This window comes from Solibacillus sp. FSL R7-0682, from assembly GCF_038005985.1.
Lineage (GTDB): Bacteria > Bacillota > Bacilli > Bacillales_A > Planococcaceae > Solibacillus.
Genome location: NZ_JBBOUI010000001.1, coordinates 1,268,787 through 1,292,537, shown reverse-complemented (window position 1 = coordinate 1,292,537; position 23,751 = coordinate 1,268,787). Strand labels below are relative to the sequence as shown.

General features: G+C 35.3%; 22 protein-coding genes. 8 read left to right on the top strand and 14 right to left on the bottom strand.

The window, feature by feature from the left end; genetic code table 11:
• Positions 1–132: 132 nt before the first annotated feature.
• From yihA to MKZ17_RS06460, 5 genes are all read right to left on the bottom strand, one after another.
• Positions 133–714: a ribosome biogenesis GTP-binding protein YihA/YsxC gene (yihA, locus tag MKZ17_RS06480; protein WP_340722940.1), complete on the bottom strand. Its 582-nt coding sequence runs from the start codon at positions 712–714 to the stop codon at positions 133–135.
• Positions 714–3,056: an endopeptidase La gene (lon, locus tag MKZ17_RS06475; RefSeq protein WP_340722939.1), complete on the bottom strand. Its 2,343-nt coding sequence runs from the start codon at positions 3,054–3,056 to the stop codon at positions 714–716. Before lon ends, yihA begins: the two co-directional genes overlap by 1 nt.
• Positions 3,057–3,214: 158 nt before the next feature.
• Entirely contained in the window at positions 3,215–4,486 is a 1,272-nt protein-coding gene (gene clpX / locus MKZ17_RS06470; protein WP_340722938.1) for an ATP-dependent protease ATP-binding subunit ClpX, read from the bottom strand.
• Between the two features lie 402 nt (positions 4,487–4,888).
• A complete protein-coding gene (tig, locus tag MKZ17_RS06465; RefSeq protein WP_340722937.1) occupies positions 4,889–6,178 on the bottom strand; it encodes a trigger factor in 1,290 nt (429 codons plus the stop codon).
• Between the two features lie 108 nt (positions 6,179–6,286).
• Positions 6,287–7,282 carry a tetratricopeptide repeat protein gene (locus MKZ17_RS06460; protein ID WP_340722936.1) on the bottom strand — a complete coding sequence of 332 codons (996 nt, stop codon included), beginning with the start codon at positions 7,280–7,282 and terminating at the stop codon, positions 6,287–6,289.
• 273 nt (positions 7,283–7,555) lie between these two features.
• Here MKZ17_RS06460 and MKZ17_RS06455 point away from each other — a divergent pair, with 273 nt between their 5' ends.
• From MKZ17_RS06455 to nspC, 4 genes are all read left to right on the top strand, one after another.
• Positions 7,556–8,014, top strand: a complete 459-nt coding sequence (locus MKZ17_RS06455; RefSeq protein WP_340722935.1) for a hypothetical protein — start codon at positions 7,556–7,558, stop codon at positions 8,012–8,014.
• A gap of 175 nt (positions 8,015–8,189) precedes the next feature.
• Positions 8,190–8,999, top strand: coding sequence for a pyrroline-5-carboxylate reductase (gene proC, locus MKZ17_RS06450; RefSeq protein WP_340722934.1), 810 nt, complete (start codon positions 8,190–8,192; stop codon positions 8,997–8,999).
• A gap of 233 nt (positions 9,000–9,232) precedes the next feature.
• On the top strand, positions 9,233–10,465 hold the full coding sequence (locus tag MKZ17_RS06445; RefSeq protein ID WP_340722933.1) for a saccharopine dehydrogenase family protein: 1,233 nt from the start codon (positions 9,233–9,235) through the stop codon (positions 10,463–10,465).
• A gap of 32 nt (positions 10,466–10,497) precedes the next feature.
• Positions 10,498–11,658, top strand: coding sequence for a carboxynorspermidine decarboxylase (gene nspC / locus MKZ17_RS06440; RefSeq protein WP_340725506.1), 1,161 nt, complete (start codon positions 10,498–10,500; stop codon positions 11,656–11,658).
• Between the two features lie 146 nt (positions 11,659–11,804).
• Here nspC and MKZ17_RS06435 read toward each other — a convergent pair whose 3' ends face one another.
• The 5 genes from MKZ17_RS06435 to MKZ17_RS06415 all read right to left on the bottom strand — a co-directional run bounded on the left by MKZ17_RS06435 (position 11,805) and on the right by MKZ17_RS06415 (position 17,491).
• The gene (locus MKZ17_RS06435) at positions 11,805–12,938 is read right to left on the bottom strand and encodes a hypothetical protein (protein WP_340722932.1); all 1,134 of its coding nucleotides are present in this window, start codon (positions 12,936–12,938) and stop codon (positions 11,805–11,807) included.
• Entirely contained in the window at positions 12,925–13,422 is a 498-nt protein-coding gene (locus MKZ17_RS06430) for an RNA polymerase sigma factor (protein WP_340722931.1), read from the bottom strand. The genes MKZ17_RS06435 and MKZ17_RS06430 overlap by 14 nt, the downstream gene beginning before the upstream one ends.
• Before the next feature lie 255 nt (positions 13,423–13,677).
• Positions 13,678–14,439, bottom strand: a complete 762-nt coding sequence (locus MKZ17_RS06425) for a Nif3-like dinuclear metal center hexameric protein (protein WP_340722930.1) — start codon at positions 14,437–14,439, stop codon at positions 13,678–13,680.
• 361 nt (positions 14,440–14,800) lie between these two features.
• Positions 14,801–16,264, bottom strand: coding sequence for a protein adenylyltransferase SelO (locus MKZ17_RS06420; RefSeq protein ID WP_340722929.1), 1,464 nt, complete (start codon positions 16,262–16,264; stop codon positions 14,801–14,803).
• A gap of 111 nt (positions 16,265–16,375) precedes the next feature.
• Positions 16,376–17,491, bottom strand: coding sequence for a diguanylate cyclase (locus MKZ17_RS06415; RefSeq protein WP_340722928.1), 1,116 nt, complete (start codon positions 17,489–17,491; stop codon positions 16,376–16,378).
• Positions 17,492–17,710: 219 nt separating this feature from the next.
• On the opposite strand from MKZ17_RS06415, the gene MKZ17_RS06410 reads away from it, so the two are divergent.
• Positions 17,711–18,313, top strand: a complete 603-nt coding sequence (locus tag MKZ17_RS06410) for a biotin transporter BioY (RefSeq protein ID WP_340722927.1) — start codon at positions 17,711–17,713, stop codon at positions 18,311–18,313.
• Positions 18,314–18,512: 199 nt separating this feature from the next.
• The gene (locus tag MKZ17_RS06405) at positions 18,513–19,091 is read left to right on the top strand and encodes a TetR/AcrR family transcriptional regulator (protein ID WP_340722926.1); all 579 of its coding nucleotides are present in this window, start codon (positions 18,513–18,515) and stop codon (positions 19,089–19,091) included.
• A gap of 58 nt (positions 19,092–19,149) precedes the next feature.
• On the opposite strand, the gene tatA is transcribed toward MKZ17_RS06405, so the two are convergent.
• From tatA to tatC, 4 genes are all read right to left on the bottom strand, one after another.
• On the bottom strand, positions 19,150–19,341 hold the full coding sequence (tatA, locus tag MKZ17_RS06400) for a twin-arginine translocase TatA/TatE family subunit (RefSeq protein ID WP_340722925.1): 192 nt from the start codon (positions 19,339–19,341) through the stop codon (positions 19,150–19,152).
• Positions 19,342–19,369: 28 nt separating this feature from the next.
• Positions 19,370–21,094 (bottom strand): GMC family oxidoreductase, encoded by a 1,725-nt coding sequence (locus MKZ17_RS06395; RefSeq protein WP_340722924.1) that lies wholly within the window; start codon positions 21,092–21,094, stop codon positions 19,370–19,372.
• An 18-nt stretch (positions 21,095–21,112) separates the two neighbouring features.
• Complete coding sequence (locus MKZ17_RS06390) at positions 21,113–21,856, bottom strand: gluconate 2-dehydrogenase subunit 3 family protein (protein ID WP_340722923.1); 744 nt, start codon at positions 21,854–21,856, stop codon at positions 21,113–21,115.
• Positions 21,857–22,070: 214 nt separating this feature from the next.
• Positions 22,071–22,814, bottom strand: a complete 744-nt coding sequence (tatC, locus tag MKZ17_RS06385; RefSeq protein ID WP_340722922.1) for a twin-arginine translocase subunit TatC — start codon at positions 22,812–22,814, stop codon at positions 22,071–22,073.
• 139 nt (positions 22,815–22,953) lie between these two features.
• On the opposite strand from tatC, the gene MKZ17_RS06380 reads away from it, so the two are divergent.
• Together MKZ17_RS06380 and MKZ17_RS06375 are read left to right on the top strand one after the other, a co-directional pair.
• Positions 22,954–23,205 carry a hypothetical protein gene (locus MKZ17_RS06380; RefSeq protein WP_340722921.1) on the top strand — a complete coding sequence of 84 codons (252 nt, stop codon included), beginning with the start codon at positions 22,954–22,956 and terminating at the stop codon, positions 23,203–23,205.
• Positions 23,206–23,277: 72 nt separating this feature from the next.
• The gene (locus MKZ17_RS06375; RefSeq protein WP_340722920.1) at positions 23,278–23,724 is read left to right on the top strand and encodes a universal stress protein; all 447 of its coding nucleotides are present in this window, start codon (positions 23,278–23,280) and stop codon (positions 23,722–23,724) included.
• The last annotated feature ends 27 nt before the right edge of the window (positions 23,725–23,751 follow it).

Below are 23,751 nucleotides of genomic sequence, written 5' to 3'. Positions count from 1 at the left end.
GGTCAAAATCGCAGTATATCAAGGTATTATTATGATTACATTGTAAAAATATCATTTTTTTTACGTTGATTAAATAACGGCCCATAACAAAAAAGAACAACCTCCTAAAAAGAGGTTGTTCTTTGAATTAGCTTACATACGTGCATCAATTTCGGCCCAAGCTTGCTCGAAACCGAGCCCTTTTTCTGATGAGAAAACAATTAATGGATCTTGCTTGTCCATTTGTAATGTTTCACGTACATTTTTTTTGTGTTTATCCCATTTACCTTTTGGGATTTTATCTGCCTTCGTTGCAATTACGATAACTGGAATGTTGTAATGCTTTAAGAAGTCATACATCATACAATCATCATTCGTTGGGTTGTGACGAATATCTACAATAAGCACGACTGCCTTTAATGGCTCTCGTCCCATGAAGTATTTTTCTATCATTTTCCCCCATGCAGCACGCTCTGATTTTGATACTTTCGCATAGCCGTATCCCGGTACATCTACAAAAAACAGCTGGTCTTCAATCTTGTAGAAATTTAGCTGTTGCGTTTTACCAGGCTTTGACGAAATACGCGCCATCGCTTTACGGCCAATCATACGATTAATGAACGAAGATTTTCCGACATTCGAACGCCCCGCTAATGCAAATTCAGGTAAACCCTCTTCGGGGAATTGCTCTGGTCGAACAAAGCTACCGATCATTTCAACGTTATGAACTTTCATTACTTACTAAAACCTCCATCTAGTGCAATCGCAAGAACTTCTTCTGCTTGAGACACTAGTTTAAATGTGAGTTGCTCACGTATTGTTTCTGGAATATCGTCAATATCTCGCTCATTATCTTGTGGAACGATTATTGTTGTTAAACCTGCTCGGTGTGCACTTAAGGACTTCTCTTTTAAGCCGCCAATTGGTAATACTCGACCGCGCAGTGTAATTTCACCTGTCATACCTACTTCACGCTTAATTGCCTTACCTGTAATCGCAGACACGATCGCAGTCGTCATTGTAATCCCTGCTGATGGTCCATCCTTTGGTACAGCGCCTTCTGGTACATGGACATGAATATCGTGTTGTTCAAAATAATCTGCGTCTAATCCAAGGTCATGCGTCAATGTTCGAACATAGGATAATGCGATATGAGCCGATTCCTTCATTACTTCGCCAAGCTTCCCTGTTAATTGTAACTTCCCTTTACCAGGTGTTAATGAAACCTCAATTTGCAGTGTATCCCCACCTACTGTTGTATAGGCAAGTCCTGTTGCTACACCTATTTGATTTTCAGTTTCAGCTTGACCATAACGGAAACGGTGCTTACCAAGCATATCTACTAATACTTTTGAGCTTACTGTTACTTTTTTCTTTTCACCTGAAACAATGATTTTCGCAGCTTTACGACAAACTGTTGCCACTTGACGCTCTAAGTTACGAACTCCTGCTTCACGTGTATAATAACGAATTAAATCTGTTATTGCTTCTTCTTTAATTACTAATTGAGCTTTCTTTAAACCATGCTCCTTCATTTGCTTCGGGATTAAATGGTTTTTTGTAATTTCAATTTTCTCATATTCTGTATAGCCTGGAATATTAATTACTTCCATACGGTCCAGTAATGGTGCAGGAATTGTACTTAAATCATTCGCTGTTGCAATGAACAATACATCTTGTAAATTATATGGCTCTTCAATGAAATGATCACTAAATGTTCCGTTTTGCTCCGGGTCTAACACCTCAAGCATTGCAGCTGAAGGGTCACCGCGGAAGTCGTTTGACATTTTATCAATTTCATCAAGTAAAAATACAGGATTTATTGTCCCTGCCTTTTTCATCCCTTGAATAATTCGACCGGGCATTGCTCCAACATACGTACGACGATGGCCACGAATTTCTGATTCATCACGCACTCCGCCAAGTGAAATACGCACAAATTTTCGATCTAAACTTTCAGCAATCGAACGTGCTAAACTTGTTTTCCCTACTCCTGGTGGTCCAGCTAAACAAAGAATAGGTCCACGTAAAGAAGCCATTAATTGACGTACAGATAAATATTCTAATACACGTTCTTTCACTTTTTCTAAACCGTCATGGTCACGATTTAAAATTTCCTCAGCGTATTCTATATCAATGCGGTCATCCGTTTTTTTACTCCATGGAATCGATACAAGCCACTCCAAGTAATTACGAATTACACCACTTTCTGCACTTGCAGCAGGTAATTTCTCATAGCGATCTAATTCTTTATATACAACCTTTTGCGTAGCCTCTGGCATACCAGAAGCTTCTACCTTCTTACGTAAATCTGCAATTTCACCTGATTTTCCTTCACGGTCCCCAAGCTCTGTTTGAATCGCCTTCATTTGCTCACGTAAATAGTATTCTTTTTGCGTGCGCTCCATTGCTTGCTTTACTTTTGTACTAATTTTTTTCTCTAGATTTAATATTTCCTGCTCATCATGCAGACGAATCATTAAGTGATCTAAACGTTTTTTAATATTCGTTAACGCTAAAACTTCTTGTTTCTCTGCAATTTTAAACGGTAAATGCGAAGTAATGACATCTGCTAAACGCCCCGGCTCTTCAATATCCAAAACCGACTCGATGGTTTCTGTCGTAATTTTATTTGAAGATTTAGCATACTTTTCAAAATACGTTAATACCGTACGCATTAATGCCTCTGTTTCAGAATCTTTTATTACTTCATCTTCATACACTTCCAAGTTTGCAACGGCAAATTTGTCTTCATCCTTGTAGCGTGTCATTTTCGCGCGATGAATACCTTCCACCAAAATTCGTAATGTACCATTTGGTAATTTTAACATTTGCTTTACTTTGGCTAGTGTACCCATCTCAAATAAATCAGATTTCACCGGTGCTTCAACACGTAAATCTTTTTGTGTTAATAAAAAGATCGTGCTATCTCCTAACATTGCATGTTCTAATGCTGCTACAGAACGTTCACGGCCTACATCAATATGTAAAACCATAGTAGGGTAAACAAGTAAGCCTCTTAAAGGTAAAACTGGCATATTTTCTAATTTTTTTGTCACGCGGGTATTCACCTCCATCCAAATCTTAAAAACAACCCGCATTTTAAGTATGTGTCAGCTATTCATAAAATTTTCATCAAACCAATATGTAAGTTTCATTTGTAAGAAAAAGCTGACTTTGGACTTGCTTATGAAGTCTAAGTCAGCTACATTTTTGGTTTATATTTCCAGCTATTTTATGCTGATGTTTTTTCGTTATCTTCTTTTTTAAATACTGAACCATCTTCTAACAGAAGCTTAGGATCTGCTTTATCACGAATTGTTTCCGCTGTGATCACACATTTTTTAATATCTTCACGTGACGGTAATTCAAACATCACATCTAACATTGTCGCTTCAATAATTGAGCGAAGACCACGCGCACCTGTTTTACGTTCAATTGCTAATTTTGCAATCTCAACTAGTGCATCGTCTTCAAATTCAAGCTCCACATCATCAAGCTCTAACATTTTTTGATATTGTTTTGCTAAAGCATTTTTCGGTGCAGTTAAAATTTCAACTAAAGCATCTACATCTAATTGCTCTAAAGTTGCTAAAACTGGTAAACGACCAATAAATTCTGGGATTAAACCGAATTTTAGTAAGTCTTCAGGAATTAATTGAGACATTAAAGAACCTGATTCTTCCTCAAATTTACTTCCTTTTGAACCAAAGCCGATTACTTTTTCACCTTGACGGCGCTTAATGATCGTTTCAATACCATCAAACGCACCACCAACGATAAATAATATATTAGAGGTATCAATTTGTAAAAATTCTTGGTGTGGATGCTTACGACCACCTTGTGGAGGGACGCTTGCAACTGTACCTTCTAGAATTTTTAACAATGCTTGTTGTACACCTTCTCCAGATACATCTCTTGTAATCGAAGGATTTTCTGATTTTCGAGCAACTTTGTCGATCTCATCAATATAAATAATCCCTTTTTCAGCACGCTCAATATCATAATCGGCTGCTTGGATTAGCTTTAATAAGATATTTTCTACATCTTCTCCAACATAACCCGCTTCTGTTAAGCTTGTCGCATCTGCAATTGCAAATGGTACATTTAATATACGAGCTAATGTTTGAGCAAGTAAAGTTTTACCACTACCAGTAGGTCCAATTAAAACGATGTTAGATTTTGATAGCTCTACATCATCGATTTTTGAGTTTGAGTTAATACGTTTGTAGTGATTATATACAGCAACAGCTAACGCTTTTTTGGCACGCTCTTGTCCGATTACATACTCGCCTAGAATATTTAGAATCTCTTTAGGTTTTGGGATGTCTTTGAATTCGATTTCCTCTTCGATACCCAGCTCTTCCACTACGATTTCTGAGCATAATTCGATACATTCATCACAAATATATACGCCTGGTCCTGCAACCAGCTTACGAACTTGTTCTTGTGGTTTACCACAAAAAGAGCATTTTAAATTGCCTTTCTCATCATTAAATTTAAACAATTTGGTTCACCCCTATTCAAGCAACAATCTTACAAGATTCTACTCGTTTTATCAAATAAATTGATTGCATCCAATGGCAAGCTTCCTCCATTGCATTAATTATATAGTACTATATATTATTCAAAAAACAAAAACTGATAGTATCCTATCTTTTATAAAATATTGAGTACATTTAAATTATGTATAAATTCAAAATTTAGATTATGTGATAAAACAAGGCACGGGAGATCCGTACCTTGTCAAAAATACTTAGCGTTATTCAAATTTCTTTTTTATAAATTTATTATCGACGCTTCAGTAACTTCATTAACAATTTTATAAAACATTCAATGATGATTCTTTTCCATGGAGAATCATCATTGAAGACTATAAAAGTTGGATATCGCTTTATTACTTTTTAAATTAGTTAGAGATTTTAGCGTTTTCTACTAATAACTCAACTGTTTTTTGTGTACGAATATCGTTCTCAAGAACTTTTGTACCGCCTAAAGCAGTTAAAATTTGGTCAGCAGTCATACCGAATTGTGCAGACATTTTTTCAACTTCTGTGTTGATGTCTTCTTCTGTTACTTCGATGTTTTCAGCTTGGCCGATTGCTTCTAATACTAATGAAACGCGTACGCGGTTTGAAGCTTCTTCAGCCATTTGAGTGCGTAATGCTTCTTCGTTTTGACCAGAGAATTGGTAGTATAAGTCTAAGTTCATGCCTTGCATTTGTAAACGTTGGCCAAACTCTTGGATCATACGGTCTACTTCTGTGTTGATCATACCTTGTGGAATTTCAACTTCAGCGTTTGCAGCAGCTTTTTCTACTAACTCATCACGTAAAGAACCTTCTGCATCTGCTTCTTTTTGCGCTAATGTAGTTTCTTTAAGTTTTGCACGTAAAGCTTCTACTGTTTCAACTTCTGGGTCAATTTCTTTTGCGAACTCATCTGTTAATTCTGGTAAAACTTTTGTTTTAACTTCTTTAACAGCTACAACGAACTTCGCTTCTTTGCCAGCTAATTCAGCAGCGTGGTACTCTTCTGGGAAAGTAACGATTACATCTTTAGATTCGCCAGCTTTTGCACCTACTAATTGCTCTTCGAAACCTGGGATGAATGAACCTGAACCGATTTCTAATGCGTAATCTTCACCTTTACCGCCTTCGAATGCTTCGTCACCTACGAAACCTTCGAAATCGATAACAGCCGTATCGCCTTCAACGATTGCTTCGTCTTCTTTAATTTCTAATTCAGCTTTTTTAACTAATTGAGCATCGATTAAGTTTTGAACTTCTTCATCTGTTACTTCAGTTGAAAGTTTAGTTACTTCTAACCCTTTGTACTCACCTAATTTTGGTTCTGGTTTCACTGTAACTGTTGCAGTGTAAGTGAATTCAGCGCCTTTTGCAAAGTTTTCTGTACCAGCGATTTCTGGGTAGTCAACTGGTTCAATACCTGCTTCGTCTAAAGCTTCTGGGTATGAAGAGTTAATTACGATTTCTAAAGCGTCTTGGTATAACGCTTCAGCGCCGTACATTTTTTCGAATACGTTACGAGGCATTTTACCTTTACGGAAACCTGGTACGTTAATTTGTTTTACTACTTTTTTGAAAGCTTGGTCTAAAGCTTTATCAACTTCTGTAGCAGCTACAGTAACTGTTAATAAACCTTGATTACCTTCTTGTTTTTCCCATTTTACTGACATGTATATGACCTCCAAAGTGAACTTTTGTTTGTTTAACAAACTCGTCGTTTATATAATTTGACAACCATTTTAGTATAACATAGATGCTCAATGTTTCAACTTTTTTCACTACTCTTGTAAATCTGTAATTTTTTCTAAATTTTGTAAAAACTCTACAATTTCGTAATCCATTTCTTTCACTTCACCAAACATCATCTTTACAAAATCAATATAGCTTATTGCAACATCTTCACTGTCAAAATGAAGCCATTCAAATGGATATAACACAATTGCGTGCTTTGCAATTAAATGTTGAACAAACTCTAGCGTAGATGGCTCATGTTCTAATTGCTCTAAAAGGATGTTTGAAATGACACTGAATTGTACCAACTTTGTTGGTAAATCGAGCTCTGCCGGATTAATTTCCTTTACCTGGTCAAACTTTGACACTGTAATAGGTAAATGAACTTCCTGCTCAACGAGTAATATTAGTAATAAACTTTGTATAAATGGGTGAACCGAATCATGTTCAATAATTTCTTTCACCTCATTAATATAAGGCCGAATATTTATTTCTGTTATTTCGTGAATGCGCATTAACTGTTGCTGTAAAGGTAATTGTAAAAAATGGCTTGCATCCAGTTCAACTTGTAACGCTTCATCTTCTTCAATGATTTCATTATTTAACTGGGTATTTTGGTTTTGGGCAATTTCTGCATTTAGCTTTTTTAATCGGTGAAATTTTTCTAGTTGATCGGATGGAATTACTTCTTCATCTAATAACGATTCAATAATTTTTTCTACTTGTTTAAATTGCCGCAGTTGCATACAAACCGTTAAATATAATTCCATTACTTCAAAATACGCACTTGGTCCATTCATTAGTAACTTTTCACAAACCTCTTTCGCTCGCTCATAGTTTTTCAGCTCATATAGCGAATATGCATAAACACTTAATGATATTTCGTCCCCTTCAGTTAATTCAAACGCTTTTTCAAACAAAGCATTCGCTTCTTGATATTGATAATTTTCAGCTAATAATCTTGCTTCCTCTAACATGCGTTCAATAGTTCCTGGAAACAATACTACATTCCCATGCCGTTTTAAATTCCTTTTTTTCATCATAAAATCACTCCAAAAATGATAAGAATTTTTAATTCCATTCTTATCAATTGCATTTATTTTACCTGTGATCTTTCATGACAACAATAGTTCACAAAATTTATATTTCAAATATTTTACTTTATCCATAAAATGTATATACTTATAACTAATAAGTAGGAGTTTTTATTTATTTGAAGTCTCTTTTCTAATTCAATATTCCCGCTTTTCCCATCATTTAATCTATCCATTTAATATTTGCAAAGTAGAAATTACCTTTCATGAGGAGTGGTTTTTATGGTTGTACTTTCCGAAAATAGTTTACTCGATTTTAAAACACGTTTTGAAAAATCCTTAGAAAATTTACCAATAAGCGTCATAAGCCGAAGTACCGCGTTAGTGAACGATATCGAATATCCGGTAAAATTCGACTTTATTACAGAGACAAAAGTTGATCACAAAAAGCAAGTAGTTACAACACATATAATTGAAATCAATGGAACAATTCCTGGAACAATTAAAATTGGTTCATTGCAAATTATTCCGCAACATATCCAAATTACGTGCGAATACGAGATTTTATCGATTACTAATAATGAATTAAAAACACTAGTTCAAGAGGAAAAACCAATGCAACTATATAGTGACTGGTTACTTGAAGCAATCGAAAACGAAATACTTATACTAGAAGTAAAAGTAGAAAATAATCAAATGGTTGACTGGCCAGTTGGTATTAAAAACGCATATTTCCTATAAAAAATACTAAGGGTTTTTCGCTGAAACTATTTTCTGCGAAAATCCTTAGTTTTATTTATTTTCAGTAACATTTCTATGCAATGTCCATCCTCTAAGGTATACTAAGCGCTATGTAATTCGAACACAGTTATGTATTTTACGAAACGTGTTTAGTAATGAAAGAAGGAAGTTTTTTATGAAATATGGATTTATAGGTTTAGGGAATATGGCGAGTGCCATTATTCAAGGCATGATTTCGAGCAGTGATTTTAACGCTGAGGACATTTATGGCATTAATCGTTCTCCTCAAAAAACAGAGGCTCTTGTAAATCAATATGGTATTCAATCGTCCCCTTCACTTGAGCAATTAATAAAAGATGTAGATGTTATCATTATCGCAGTAAAACCTCAAATGTTTGATGATGTTCTCCCAACAATTAAAGAGCATTTAAATAAGAATCAAATTGTTATTTCGATTGCGGCAGGTAAATCACTAGACTATTTACATGAGCATCTTGGTTCAAATAATACGATTTTTAGAGTAATGCCGAATATTAACGCAACGATTGGCGCATCGACAAGCTGCTACTCAACAATTGCTACAGACAGCGATCAAAAAGCATTAATAGAACAGCTTTTTGCAACGGTCGGAACAATTGTCGAGCTTCCAGAAAATCTATTTTCTATTTTCACAACAATCGGCTGTGCTTCCCCTGCTTTTACGTATCTTTATATAGATTCACTTGCACGGGCAGCTGTTCGCGAAGGAATGCCTAAGCAAATGGCCCTTGAGATTGCTGCGAGCTCTGTTTTAGGAAGTGCAAAAATGGTTTTACAATCTGAATCTCATCCTTGGGCATTAATTGACCAAGTATGTTCCCCAGGAGGTACAACAATCCAAGGTGTTACCTCGTTACAGGTTAATCATTTTGAAAGTACAATATATGAGGCAGTTGATGCAGTAACAAACAAGGATGCGTTACTTCAAAAAGAAACGGTGAAATAATTTTTTAACAAAACGGGTATGTAATTCAACAATGGATTACATACCTGTTTTCCTTTTACATCCTACAATTCAACCTTCAACACAAACCAGAAAATTTATGGATTGTATAAGAAATTTTGTTCAAAAAAAATTTTTTATAAAACATAATTGCTAACTTTTCAGCTATTCTATATAATCAATCTTGTTTCAAATGAAACAACAAATAAACTTATGATTGGGAGCGTGACAAGAAATTGGGTAAAGCATTGATTATTGGTGCTGGCGGAGTAGCTAGCGTAGTGGTACATAAATGTGTACAAAACTCAGAAGTATTCGAGGAGATTATGATCGCAAGTCGAACAAAATCTAAGTGTGATGCTTTAAAGGAAAAATTAGATGGTGGTAAAACGATTATTCACACAGCACAGGTGGATGCGGATAACACTGAGGAACTAATTGACCTAATCAATGGATTTAAACCAGATGTGGTAATTAACGTAGCTTTACCATATCAAGACTTAACAATTATGGATGCATGTTTAGCAACGAAGACTCACTATGTAGATACTGCAAACTACGAGCCTTTAGATACGGCTAAATTCGAATATAAATGGCAATGGGCTTATAAAGAGCGTTTTGAAGAAGCAGGAATTACTGCACTTCTAGGTTCTGGTTTCGACCCAGGTGTAACAGGCGTATTCACAGCGCATGCGCAAAAGCATCACTTCGATGAAATTCATTACATCGATATCGTAGATGCAAACGGTGGAGACCACGGACTTCCATTCGCAACAAACTTCAACCCTGAGATAAACATTCGTGAAATTACGGCGAACGGACGTTTCTGGAAAGAAGGCGAATGGGTAGAAACGGAGCCTTTAGAATACAAAATGGTATACAATTTACCAGAAATCGGTGAAAAAGATTGCTACCTTCTTTACCATGAGGAATTAGAATCTTTAGCGAAAAACATTAAAGGATTAAAACAAATCCGCTTCTGGATGACATTTGGTCAAAAATATTTAACACATTTAAATGTTCTAGAAAATGTTGGCATGACTTCAATTGAGCCAATCGAATTCCAAGGCCAAATGATTCAACCAATTCAATTCTTAAAAGCTGTTTTACCTGACCCGGCAACATTAGGTCCACTTACAAAGGGTAAAACGAATATCGGCTGTATTGTACGTGGTATTAAAGATGGAAAAGAAAAAACTTACTATGTTTACAATGTATGTGACCACCAAGAGTGCTACCGAGAAGTTGGTTCACAAGCGATTTCATACACAACAGGCGTACCTGCTATGATTGGTGCAATGCTTGTAATGAATGGCGAATGGCAAAAACCAGGTGTTTGGAACGTGGAAGACTTCAATCCAGATCCATTCATGGACGCATTAAACAAATGGGGCTTACCATGGCAAGAAACAGATACACCAGATCTAGTAGATTTAGAATTTACTTCTAAAAACAAGGTAGATGCATAATGACGGGCGCGAATACAGTGCAAAAGCCAATTATGAATGCCGCTCTAAAAAAAGAGACAGGCATTGATTGGCAGCAAGCACCTTCACCTGCTTTTGTCGTTGATGAACGTTTACTAGAGCGTAACTTTGAGTTATTAAAATCCGTACAGGACCGTACAGGTTGTGACATTTTATTAGCTCTAAAGGGCTTTTCAATGTGGTCGACATTCCCAATGGCACGAAATTATTTAGCTGGCATTACATCTTCCTCTTTATTCGAAGCACGTCTTGGCTTTGAAGAATTCGGAAAAGAAGTTCATGCCTATGCTCCAGCTTATGCGGAGCATGAAATCGATGAATATTTAACGTATGTAGATCATATCGTTTTCAATTCATTCGATCAGTTAAGTAAATATAAAGAAAAGGTGCAAAACCACGAAAAGAATATTTCAATTGGCTTACGTGTGAACCCAGGCTATTCAGAAGTGGAAACACCACTTTACGATCCATGCTATATTAATTCACGCTTAGGTATTCCAGTAGATTCTTTCAGACCAAATGAACTTGATGGCGTAGAGGGGATTCACTTCCACGCGATGTGCGAGCAGGGTGCAGATGTACTAGAACGCATTTTAGTGCATTTTGAGGAAAAATACGGCGAGTACTTACACCAAATGAAATGGATAAATTTCGGTGGTGGTCACCATATTACGAAGCCTGGCTATGACGTGGAGCTTTTAATCCGCTTAATTAAGCGTATTCAAGAGACGTATGATGTAAAGGTGATATTAGAGCCTGGTGAAGCCATTGCACTTAACACGGGTTACTTAGTAGCTACTGTGTTAGATATCGTACAAAATGGCATGGAGCTAGCAATTGTTGATTCATCTGCCACTTGCCACATGCCGGATACACTTGAAATGCCTTATCGTGCACATATTATCGGCTCTGGTCAAGCAAATGAAAAACAATATACGTATCGTTTAGGCGGAATGACTTGTTTAGCGGGCGACATCATTGGCGATTATTCATTCGATGAGCCATTAAAACCAGGTGATAAGCTTGTCTTTACAGATATGGCCCACTATACAATGGTAAAAACACATATGTTCAACGGTGTAAATTTGCCGAGTATATGCTCATACAATGATCAAGATGGTTTGAAAGTCATTCGTTCATTCCATTATGAGGATTATAAAGGGCGCTTGTCTTAAAAATTTTAAAGAAGCCGAGACCATACAAAAATACAATTTTTCTCCTCGGGGAAAAATTGTATTTTTTTGATTCGCATAAAATTTTTATTATTTAAATTTGTTAAATACAAAGCTTTCTACATATACCCCAACCTGTTTCTTATAAGTTAATAGATTGCTCTACTAAAGGCTGGTTGCCAAATCCCTTGTTCATTTCTTTCCATAGTCAGCTCAGTTTCTCCCCCATTAATAGCATTCGTTGCATTAAATTTAATAACCCCTACCGTGTCCGTTCGCTGCTCAAAATGTGCATTTTCTATCCCTGCAAAAAGGTTTCCAATAATCAGTTGATTCAATTCTTTTGTAAACATTTCCTGACGCACACGCTTCGTTTTTTCATAATATCGACGAACACTCTCTGTTTCTTCATTAATATTCGATGTAAACAGCGCTTCATATGTGCGATAATCTTGTTCAATATCACTTAGTAAAAACATTTTTACAATTGCCTGTGGCGTCATATCTTTTAAACGTTCAATATTATAATCCATTTTATAGCTAGTAAATACTCGCTGCTCCTCATCTGTCAATTCAAATGTAAGCTTAAAATTTTGGAATCCAACAACTTTACCAAGGAGTTGATTTTCATGGATTTTTAATATAGTATTGCCGTTTTCAAGATTGTTATCATAAACAATGAGTTCATCTTTTTCAGTCGAAATAGTTTGATCACTAAATGGCGCTGGCGTTGTTCCTCTACTCCGAACTAAATAGGGGTTATGAAATGGGTTGTTCATGTCTTCTACTTTTATTGGTTGATTTAACCGATGAACTTTCAAACTTTTATTATTAACTAAAATTTGCCCTTGATTCATTGTCACATTATCATTTCCTAGCCCAAAAATCGTTGAAACGATTAGCCCATCCGTTCCATAAAAAGCAACATAATCTCCGTACGTAATTGACGCTTGCTTATCAACGATCATAGGTAAAAAATTTAGCATCCACTGTTCCCCTATTATATTTGCATAACGTGGATTAATAACTTCTAAACCGGACACATCATCTATTATCGGCAATAATTCATTTTCCCCACTAGCCGTTTGAAAGTAATTTTGTGGAAAAAATTGCGTAAACAGTAATACCCCAATAATAAAACATGTAACAATAGAAACCGAAATGACTTGCCAATTACCTTTTCTTTTTATTTTTTTTGTCTGCAATAAACGTTGTTTAATGTCATTTGTAAATGGTACATCTTGTTGCAATTCTTGTTTTAGCCGATTTTTAAATTCCTTCATAAAATATCGCCTCCAGTTCGTGATCTTTTTTCAACAGTTCTCTTGCTCTACGAATCCTTGTACGTACGGTATTTTGTGATACATTTAATAAACTAGCAATTTCGGACACATCAAACTCTTCATAATAAAATAAAATAATTACTTCACGGTAATGCACTGGCAACGCAAAAACACTTTCCTTTAAAGTCGTATAAGCTTCATTTGATAAATACGATTGCTCAACGGAAGGTTCACTTCTACCCAACGGTAATAATTTTGAAATAAGCGATTTACGTTTTATTTTTCGTATCTCATCATGACAGCAATTAATTGCAATACGGGTTATATATGTTTTTAATGATGCATCTCTACGAAAGTCATCTTTATGTAACAAATATTTCATTAGCACGTCTTGCGTAATTTCCTCTGCAAGTTGACGATCCTTTACATATAAATAACTAAAATGATATAAATATTCCCCGTATTGCTCTATGATTTCTTCCAACGACAACTCACCTCTTTTCAATTCTACAGCTTAGACGCCTGCTTTCAGAAAAATTGTTCAAATTGCACAATTATTTTAAAATGCACATAACAATGGCCAAATGTTGCTTCGATATAAAACGGTCCCATTTCATAAAAAACATAGTCTCTATACTACCGAGAAGAGCTAAATTTCAACACATATAAAAAGCTATCGATTTGAAGAAAGATTGATCAAAACGATAGCTTCTGTAATTTTAAGAAATTTTTAAATGACTTATTTTAGATTCGCTTCATAATGCTCTTCGTTAACTTTCACTGCTTCAAGTTCTTTTTGATTCTCAATCAATTTCCATGCTAAACTTTGAATTCCAAAGAATTCTGTAAAAGTATGACTGCCAATAATCAGATTTATCCCCTTAAACTTAGCGTATTGAATCGTATATAAATTACATTCACCTGTAATGTATACATCGCAATTATTTTCAACTGCTTCCTTAAGGCAAGTTGTTGACCCTCCATTGCCACAGACTAAGCCTACTCGCCTCACCTTTTTGTCATTAAACTGCCAATATCTAACTGGTTCTTCAAGTAAATTTTCAATCTTAGTTACTAACGCATTAAAATTGATTTCTTCATCATATTCTGCGATTCTACCAAAATATAAACCTTCCCATTCATGTGTACTTTTCACATTTCTTAAGTTCAATTTTTTTAATAAACTATCATTTGTTCCAAAGTTACAGTCATCAAGTGACAAGTGATTATAGTAGTGACTTATACTATACTCTTCTAGTTTTTTTATGCATGCCTCTTTTAACCCATATATTTCATCCCATGCATCATGATGTGTCACCATCATATCAACACCCAAAATATTTGCCTCCTCTATCGTTTCAAGCGTTAGGTTTACACAATATCCAATTTTTTTAACTCTTCTTTTTGCATCGTATGTAATGCCCGATTCACTCGTATAAATTTCTTTATTTGTTACATTAAAAAGCTCATTAATTTTATCTACTATTTGTGAAACATTCATATACTTACCTCCACCATTGATTCAGTTATCGTCTTCGTCTTAGTAGGATTATAAAGATTATTTCGTTAAACTTCCAATTTAAAAATGAATTTTCAGAAATCAAAACAATAAAATCATTCGCATAAGAAGATAAGTCTTATTATTCATAAACTTTTTAAACAGCAAAAAGAGGCTGGACAAAACTAAAACATCATTTTTCTCGAGTGAGAAAAGTGATGTTTATTTGTAATTGGTTTCTGTTGCGGGCACGCTTTCCGGGGTGACACTCCTCCACTTCAACCAAATTATTAAGTATCCAATTTTTAATACTGTATTTTACCATAAATTGAGAAATTTTTACTTCTGTCCCACCCTCAGTTTATTATGTTCCACAATAACTAACAAATGGTGGAATGTCATCATTTGGTGGCTGTGTAAAATGTTCGTGTTCTTCATCGATTTGATAGGGATTCGTCAAAAGATGAAGTAATGTTAAATATGGTGTTGAATCCCCTTCTACAAAAGCATTGATTGCTTCTTCTACAAGATGATTTCTTGGAATAACAACCGGATTGACTGACTGCATTACATGCATTACTTCTTCAAGCGACGTTTCTTGTTGTTCGATTCGCAAGAGCCATTTTTTCTCCCATACTTTAAATGCTTCGGATTCGAAAAAGGGTGTTTTGGAGCGAACGTTATCCGCTAATGCACGAAATGTATTCGTATAATCTACTTCGAATTGCTCCATTATTTGTAGAAGCTGTAAAATGCATTCCTCATCCATTTCCTCGGTCGTCAGCAAGCCTAATTTATTTCGCATTTCACTAAAGTAATACGTCTCATAAAGTGAAGGGAATTGCTCCAAGGTAGCTTGCGCTAATGCTATCGCTTGATCCACATCTTCATCAATGATTGGCAATAAGCTTTCAGCAAAACGGGATAAATTCCACCCGGCAATTGCTGGCTGATTGCCATATGCGTAACGTCCTTGCGTATCAATTGAACTAAATACAGTCTTTGGTTTAAATGTATCCATAAATGCACATGGACCATAGTCGATTGTCTCACCACTAATGGTCATATTATCTGTATTCATAACCCCATGAATAAATCCTACACTTTGCCATTTTGCAATTAATGCGGCTTGTTGTTCTATCACTTTTTCTAGCATTGCGATATATGGCTGCTCAGCATGTAGGATTTCTGGAAAATGACGTTTCATCGTATAATCCGCTAGCGCCTTTAATTCCTCTTTATCGCAAAAATTAGCAGCATATTGGAAAGTCCCAACACGGATATGGCTAGAAGCAATACGCGTCAGTACCGCACCTTCTAGCACTTTTTCTCGATAGATAGGCTCACCGGTAGATACTACAGCCAAACTACGTGTTGTTGGAATGCCTAAACTAAACATCGCTTCACTTATAATAAATTCTCGTAACATAGGACCAAGTGCCGCACGTCCATCGCCTCCACGGGAAAAAGGTGTACGTCCAGTACCTTTCAACTGGATATCGACACGTTTCCCATCCGTCATAACATGTTCACCAACTAACAGTGCACGCCCATCTCCAAGCATATTAAAATGACCAAATTGGTGCCCGGCATAGGCTTGTGCGATTTGCGCAGCGTCTTGTGGCATCTCATCCCCCGCTAACATAGCTGCCCCATATTTCGAAAGTTTATCTGCATGTAACTGTAATTCATTTGCAAGTGTTCGATTAAAAATAATAATCGACGGATCGCTTACATGATTTAATGGGACCTGTGCATAAAACGTTTCTGGTAATGTCCTATAGCTATTTTCAAAATGAAAACCAAAATTTTGACTTTGTTGCGTCATTGGCTATGCCCCTTTTCTAAAAGTATGATATACATTATATCCTTTTCCCCTCCGATAAACTAAAAAGCAACACTGAACGAATAATAATTGTTAGCGTTGCTGAGACCATTTTTAATTATACATGGCCATATAGCCCTGTGTCTGATTTCGACCATTCTCCTTTACCCGATATAATGCTTCATCTGCTTTTTGATGTAATGAACTAAAGGAATGATTGGGAGATACTTGCTCTGTTACGTAGCCCAAACTTATCGTAATATAAGGAGATGTCTTTGATTGAGTATGTTCTAATTTAAGCTTTTCAACTTCAAAACGAACTTTTTCTGCTAATTGACTCGCTTCATGATTAGATAAATCATAAGCGATGATGATGAATTCCTCACCACCAACTCGCGCAATATAATGGTCATGTAATAAGACCTTCTTAACTGCTAATGCAACATTTTTTAATACATCATCGCCAGCTAAATGCCCGTAATGGTCGTTGTATAACTTAAAAGAATCAATATCGAACAGCATCACCGTTATATTGTCATGCGGTTTTTTATTTTGCTCTTCTATATATTGCTTCATACCTAGAACATTATTAACTTGTGTTAAATAATCAACTGTCGCTAATATAGCAAGCTCCTCATTTTTTATACTAAGCTGCATTTTCTGATTAAATCCTTTACAATAATTCGCATAGATCATGCGCGAACCTATCATACAAAAAATAATAAATACCGTTATATTTATAAAATGTTCTATCGCCATAGCAACGTTTTCTTGAATAAAGAAAATGCCAAGAAATAGTGAGACTACTGGTATAGTATGAACAATTATGTATTGTTTCGGACTTACAACAAAGAATAATGTAACAATCATCAAATTGGTTAAATAAACGGTTACGTTTCCAAATGTTCGTTGATCCATAATCGTAACCGCAACACCCCATATTAATAAAAAAGCGTAATAAACTCTCAATATATTGAAATAATATTTTATTTGCTTATTCCCGTCTCGTATTTTTGAAATTTTGTAAATAACAAATAAAATTATTGCAGAAATTGATAATAACAAAATATATATTAAAGCATAATATTGGAGAAATGGTCCATCTCGTAACACAACTCCCCCTAATAAAATGACAATCCATACACACACTTTTAGTCGAGCAATGTTTTCAATCGTTAACCTTGCATGGAGTTGTTGTTGCTGTTCTTTTGACAATTGAATTTCTATCAAGTGTAACAAATCCTTATTTAAAATTAAAAAATTATTCTCTTATAATTTAGCAAAAAGAAAATTGATATGATATAGGTGTTTCTCTTCATCTAAAAAAAATAAAACTATATATCCACTTTGCGTTAACTAACTATAAATAACAGTTGACATAAATATCGCATTCTAGTATATTTACGTCAATTAATATTGGAATTCAAGTTAACGAATAGGGGTAATTATATGCAAACTGTTTCGAACATGCGTAACTTTAAAACAATCGATCTTATTTATAGTGCATTATTTGCAACACTTATAATGATAGGCGCAAATATTACTGCATTCGCTCCATTTTTAACAATTGGGGGCGTTCCGATTACATTACAAACATTTTTCGCTATTTTAGCAGGATTAGTGCTCGGAAGTAAGAAAGGTGCAATTGCTTGTACAGTATATTTATTTATCGGGCTAGCTGGAGCTCCTGTCTTTTCCAAATTTTTAGGCGGTCCTTCTGCAATCCTATACCCTACATTCGGGTTTATCGTAACATTTATACTTAGTGCTTACGTTGCAGGGAAAATTGTGGAGCACTATAAAACAAGAACATCCTATGTCATTGCTGCATTAATCGCAACAGCTATTAATTATATTTTAGGTACAACTTGGATGTACTTCGCATACAAATTATGGGCTGCTGCTCCAGATGGCTTTAATTTTGCAATGGCTTGGTTATGGATGCTCCCTCCAATGCCAAAAGATATTGTATTAGCAATTTTTGCTGGGTTTTTCGCATTTCGTATTCAAAAAATTTTAAAGTTCATTCCAATCATTACTAAAACTTCATAGTAATTATTCATGAAAAGCTGTATGAAAGGATTACTTTCCGTACAGCTTTTTCTCTTTTTCTATTTTTATTATTCATCCAAAATAATCCAAGCGTCATGTAATTATACAAATTTCTAGTTATTTATAAGGGATTTAATCTAATCTGCTTATTTCATTATTATCAAAAAATTGTTATAATTTACATTCGGAGGGATTTGATTTGGAAGAACGGAGAATACGTCGCACAAAAAACGCTTTTAAAATGCACTTTATTGCACTAGTAAAACAAAAGGGCTATCAGGCAGTAACGGTTACTGATATTGTAGACCGTGCAGATTATAACCGTAGCACCTTCTATGTATATTATTTAGATAAAGAAGACTTAGCACAGCAACTATTAGAGGAAATGATGCACCTTTTAAAAAAATCGTTTCGAGAACCTTTTCAAGTAAATACGGAAGTCCCATATCAAAAAATTGAGAACCGAAATCATAATACATTTTTCAACCATCTATATGAACATCGGCATTTCTATGAATTACTTGTTGTTTCAGATACATTACCACAATTAAATGAACGATTTTTAGAACAATTTAAAGGACTTTTTTCTAGTATGCTATTTCTTGATGAACAAAAAAATATCATTACAGTGAACCACTATAATGAATATAAAATGTATGGATCGTATGGTGTTATTTTAGAATGGATCAAACGGGGGTTTTCCGAAAAACCGGAACAAATATCAGCAACTTTACTATCGATTTTTAAAACGACCGCGAGTTCATTTCGTTTTATTTAAAAAAGGTAAAGAAATCAAAACGATTTCTTTACCTTTTCCTTTATATAATAGAAGAAACTTATTTTACTTCATTCTTTTCTTCATCATTTTTCTTAATGTCACTGTCCTCTACTAATTCACGTGTTGATGATTTGAACTCGCGTAACGTTTCACCAATTGCTTTCCCTAATTGAGGAAGTTTAGCTGGACCAAATAAAATTAATGCAATGACTAAAATAATGATTAATCCAGGTACACCAATACTTGGCATTTTCAGATCTCCTTTCTAGCTTTCTAATTTATTTCGGCTGGATTAGTAAGCCACCACCATTTTTTAGGTAGTTAATCATACCTTCAGTTGCGCGGTATGTTAAAGCAGCCATTGTTGGTGTTGGATTTGTTGGTCCAAAGTGTGGGAATGCAGAAGCACCACATACAAATAAGTTTTCATAATCCCACATTTGTAAGTAATTATTTACGGCTGAGTCACTTGGATTAGCGCCCATAATTGCCCCACCTGCATCGTGTTGGAATGTAAAACGACCGCTGAAGTGCTCTGCCATTGGATGGGCAATAACTGTGTCAGCGCCCATTTCTTCTAACATTTGAACACATTTCTCCGATAAAAACTCCTGACGTTTGAAATCCATTTCATGATAGTCAAATGTCACACGTAATAACGGATCACCATACTCATCTTTATATGTAGGATCTAAACTCAAATAATTCTCTTTATATGGTAAAAATGCACGTTGTGATACAACGGTTAATGTACGGTGATAATAATGTAAAGATTTCTCTTTAAACTCTTTCCCCCAAGACGGTGTCCCTGGTAGCACTGGGTTACTAGCAATTGGTTCATTGCCCATTAAGTGCATTTCAATTTGACCCCCATGGATAAAATCTACATCTTTATGATCAAAGTTATCCGCATTAAAATCATTGTAAGCAGATCCCCAAGCACCAGTACCAATGAAGCTATTAAATTTCTTTTCCTCAAAGTAGCCAGTTGCACCTAAAATTGTGTGGTGGTCAGTATAGTTACGACCAATCATACCTTTTCCTGTTTCGGGATTGTACGGTTCGCCAATATTCGATAAAAGTAGTAAACGAATATTATTAAATATATAGCTTGTCATTGCTACGATATCAGCTGGTTGATCAAATTCCTCACCTGTACGAACGTCTCGATAACGAACACCTGTAACTTTTTTCCCATCCGTTAAAATGCGTGTAACTAACGAGTGTGGACGTAAATCTAATTTCCCCGTTTTTTGTGCAGTTGGGATTACCGTTACAATTGGGTCAGATTTCGCACCATATTCACAGCCATAGTTCCCACAAAATGAACAATATTGACAAGCATGCAATTGTTCACCGTCTGGATTTGTATATTCTTCAGATACATTTCCTGTAGGTACACGATAAGGGTGGTAGCCTAATTTTTCAGCTGCTTCATGAAACATTTTCATCGCGGGTGCCATTTTTAATGCTGGTGTTGGGTAAGGTGCTGAGCGGTGACCAGCTAATGGATCTTCTTCACCTGAAACCCCAGCCATTTGTTCAAACTTTGTATAATATGGCTCAATCTCGTCATATGTAATTCCCCAATCTTGCAGCAACATATTTTCGGGAATTTTACTTTCTCCATAACGTTCAACCGTTTTACTACGAATTTCAAAATCGTATGGAAAATAGCGATATGTTTGTGCTCCCCAGTGTGCACCACCACCACCAGTACCTGTACCTAAAACAAGAGCTCCCTCGTCTCGTACAGGTCGTGCTTCCTGACTTGAATTATTGCGGAATGTAAGTGTATCTTTATTTAATTTTTGCATTAATTCTTTACGAATATTGTATTTTAATTCGTCATGCCCCATTAAATAATCTTCAACTGAACGTTCCTCACCACGCTCTAGTCCAACTACATGGAAGCCAGCTTTTGTTAGTTCAGCAGCAACAATACCGCCTGTCCATCCCATCCCTGTTGTTACGACGTCAACTTTCGGTAATACTTTAACCATGGTGTTCCTCCTACAGCATTAATGTGAATGCCCGCCAACTGAAACCGGGTCAATTTTAATAAATTCCTCTTTTTCGGCGTATGCAAGATACGACATTTGTGCACCTGGAAATTCTTTCATTTTCCAGCCAGCCATATTTTTATTTCCACCATAAAGTGGATCACAGAAACATCCTTGTAATGTTGCCGCGCGTAATAAATTAAAAAAGACTGGTGATGCAACTAAATTCATTTCAACCTCGCCGGCTTCAAATTTCTGTAATACTGAAATTTTTTGTTCTTCTTCTAAACTGCTGAAGCTATCGGCAGCATAGTCACTTTTAGCAATCGCATTTAATTTACGAGCACCTTCAATAAAAATTTCACCATTATTTAACGGCGTTTCTCCAGGCTGAAACGGTGCTTTACGATAGTCATCTGCATTTGTTCCCCAAGGCCCCGCAAGTTGCTTATCTAAAAAATATGGTGCGCCAAGTGTAATTGCCCCCGGTCCGTTTGAGTCTTCTGGATAAATTGTTTCCATAGCTGCAGCTATTGCATTAAAATCCGACTTTCTACGGAAAAATTGAAGCGCTTCAGTAAAATCGACATGCTCACTATGTGTACTTGTTGTAACAGCCGGTGCTGGTGCTTCACTTCGCTTCGTAAATAACGAACCTAAAGAGCCCCCTAATACTAAGCCTCCAACTGCAACCCCAGAATTTTTCAAAAAGTCTCGTCTTGACGATTTTTTCTCAAGCGTTGATTCTTTTTTCTCGCTCATCTTTATCCTCCCATTTAAAATCTGTCAATTATTTATTAAACTATCCAAATGAAATGATTCCTTTCTAACAGTAAACTTTTCGAAAAAGTTACACAATCATTAAAACATGTCAATATGTGGTGTAATCCAACATTTCTGTCTTACTTTGTTGGATAAATATCTGCTTTCTGACAATGGATTTATTAAAACTCAAACACAAAAAAGACAGCTACAATTAGCTGCCATGTTGTGAAATAGTAATTTGTTTGTTCATTTCCTTCTTCTCGATAAAACTAGCAATTATAATACTAAATTCAAACAATAGTATCATTGGTGCAATAATTAAAAAATCGGACAGGAAATCCGGTGGCGTAATCGAAACACCGATAATTACTAATAAAATATATGCAATCTTTCTCGACTTTTTTAATAATACAGAACTAATAATGCCGATCTTTGTTAAAAATCCAGTAATTACGGGTAATTCAAAAATAACAGCTACAGGAATAATAATTCCAAACATGAATGTAAAGTATTGGTTCATTCCATATGTTTCTGTTGCACCAATTGACTCATTTATAGTTTTCATAAACTGCATCATGAATGGAAATAACACAAAGTAAGCAAATGCTACACCTAATACAAACAGTAAGAACGCCGAAGGAATAAAAATAAAAGTTCCTCTTCGTTCTTTTTCATTCAGTCCCGGTTTCATAAATTGCCAAGCTTGATACATAGCAACTGGTAGCGTAAGTGCAATGGAAATAATTAAGGCACACTGTAAGTAAATCATGATGCCATCTGTATAATTAAATAAATTCCACTCGACCCCCTGCGCCACATCATGTGATTTTAATTCATTCAAAATAGTTGGGGAATAATAAAAACCAATTGCTAGTGTAATTACAAATACAAGTATAGTAATAATTAGCCGTTTTCTTAATTCGGTTAAATGCTCTACGAGCGTATATTCTTCCACTCTTAACGCCTCCATCAATTACTCGCTTCAAAACAAGTATTGATTATAGACTAAAAAATTTTTTTTGTGAACTGAATAAATTTATGCTATTATTTGTAACCAGTAAAATCTAATTTCTAAATAGAGAGAGGAAATTCCTATGACTCATTATAACGATGGCGAAATCAAATCAATTATACAAGCACTTTTAGCTATTTTTATTAGTTATACATTGTTACGTTTTTTAGCTGTATTTGCCGTAACCTTTAATGGTTTAACAGCATTTGGCGTAATTTTAGGAGCTGCTATTATGTATTTTAGCTATAGACGTACGACTGAGTTTGACACATTTGTAGGTCTTACATGTTTACTAGCAGTTCCATTTTCGATGCTTTTTAGTTTTCTAGTATAATAATTTACTCCTCATTTCCCGAAATACCTATTATTTGATATAATGGTGAATAACGTAAAGGAGGTATTATTCATGGCTAATCATTATCAAAATATCGTCGTCGCAGTAGATGGTTCACAAGAAGCAGAGCTCGCCTTTTTAAAGTCAATTGATGTTGCAAAACGAAATGTAGGATCGACTTTACATATTTTGCATGTGATCGATACAAGTGTTGCCACTTCATTTGACATGCTGTATGAAAATATGGTTGAACTTGTACGTAAGCATGGTGAAGTGTTGTTAGAACGATACCAAACTTTAGCAATTGATGCTGGCATTTCTAATGTGAACCCTATTATTACAAAGGGTGTTCCAAAGCAGGTTTTAACAAAACAGCTTGGTGACATTGTAAAGGCTGACTTAATTATTTGTGGCGCAACAGGCTTAAATGCTGTTGAGCAAATTTTTATCGGTTCAAATACCGAAGCAATCGTGCGTCATGCAGAATGTGATGTATTAATTGTTCGAACTCCACAATAAAAATTAATAAAAAAGGTATGAGGAATT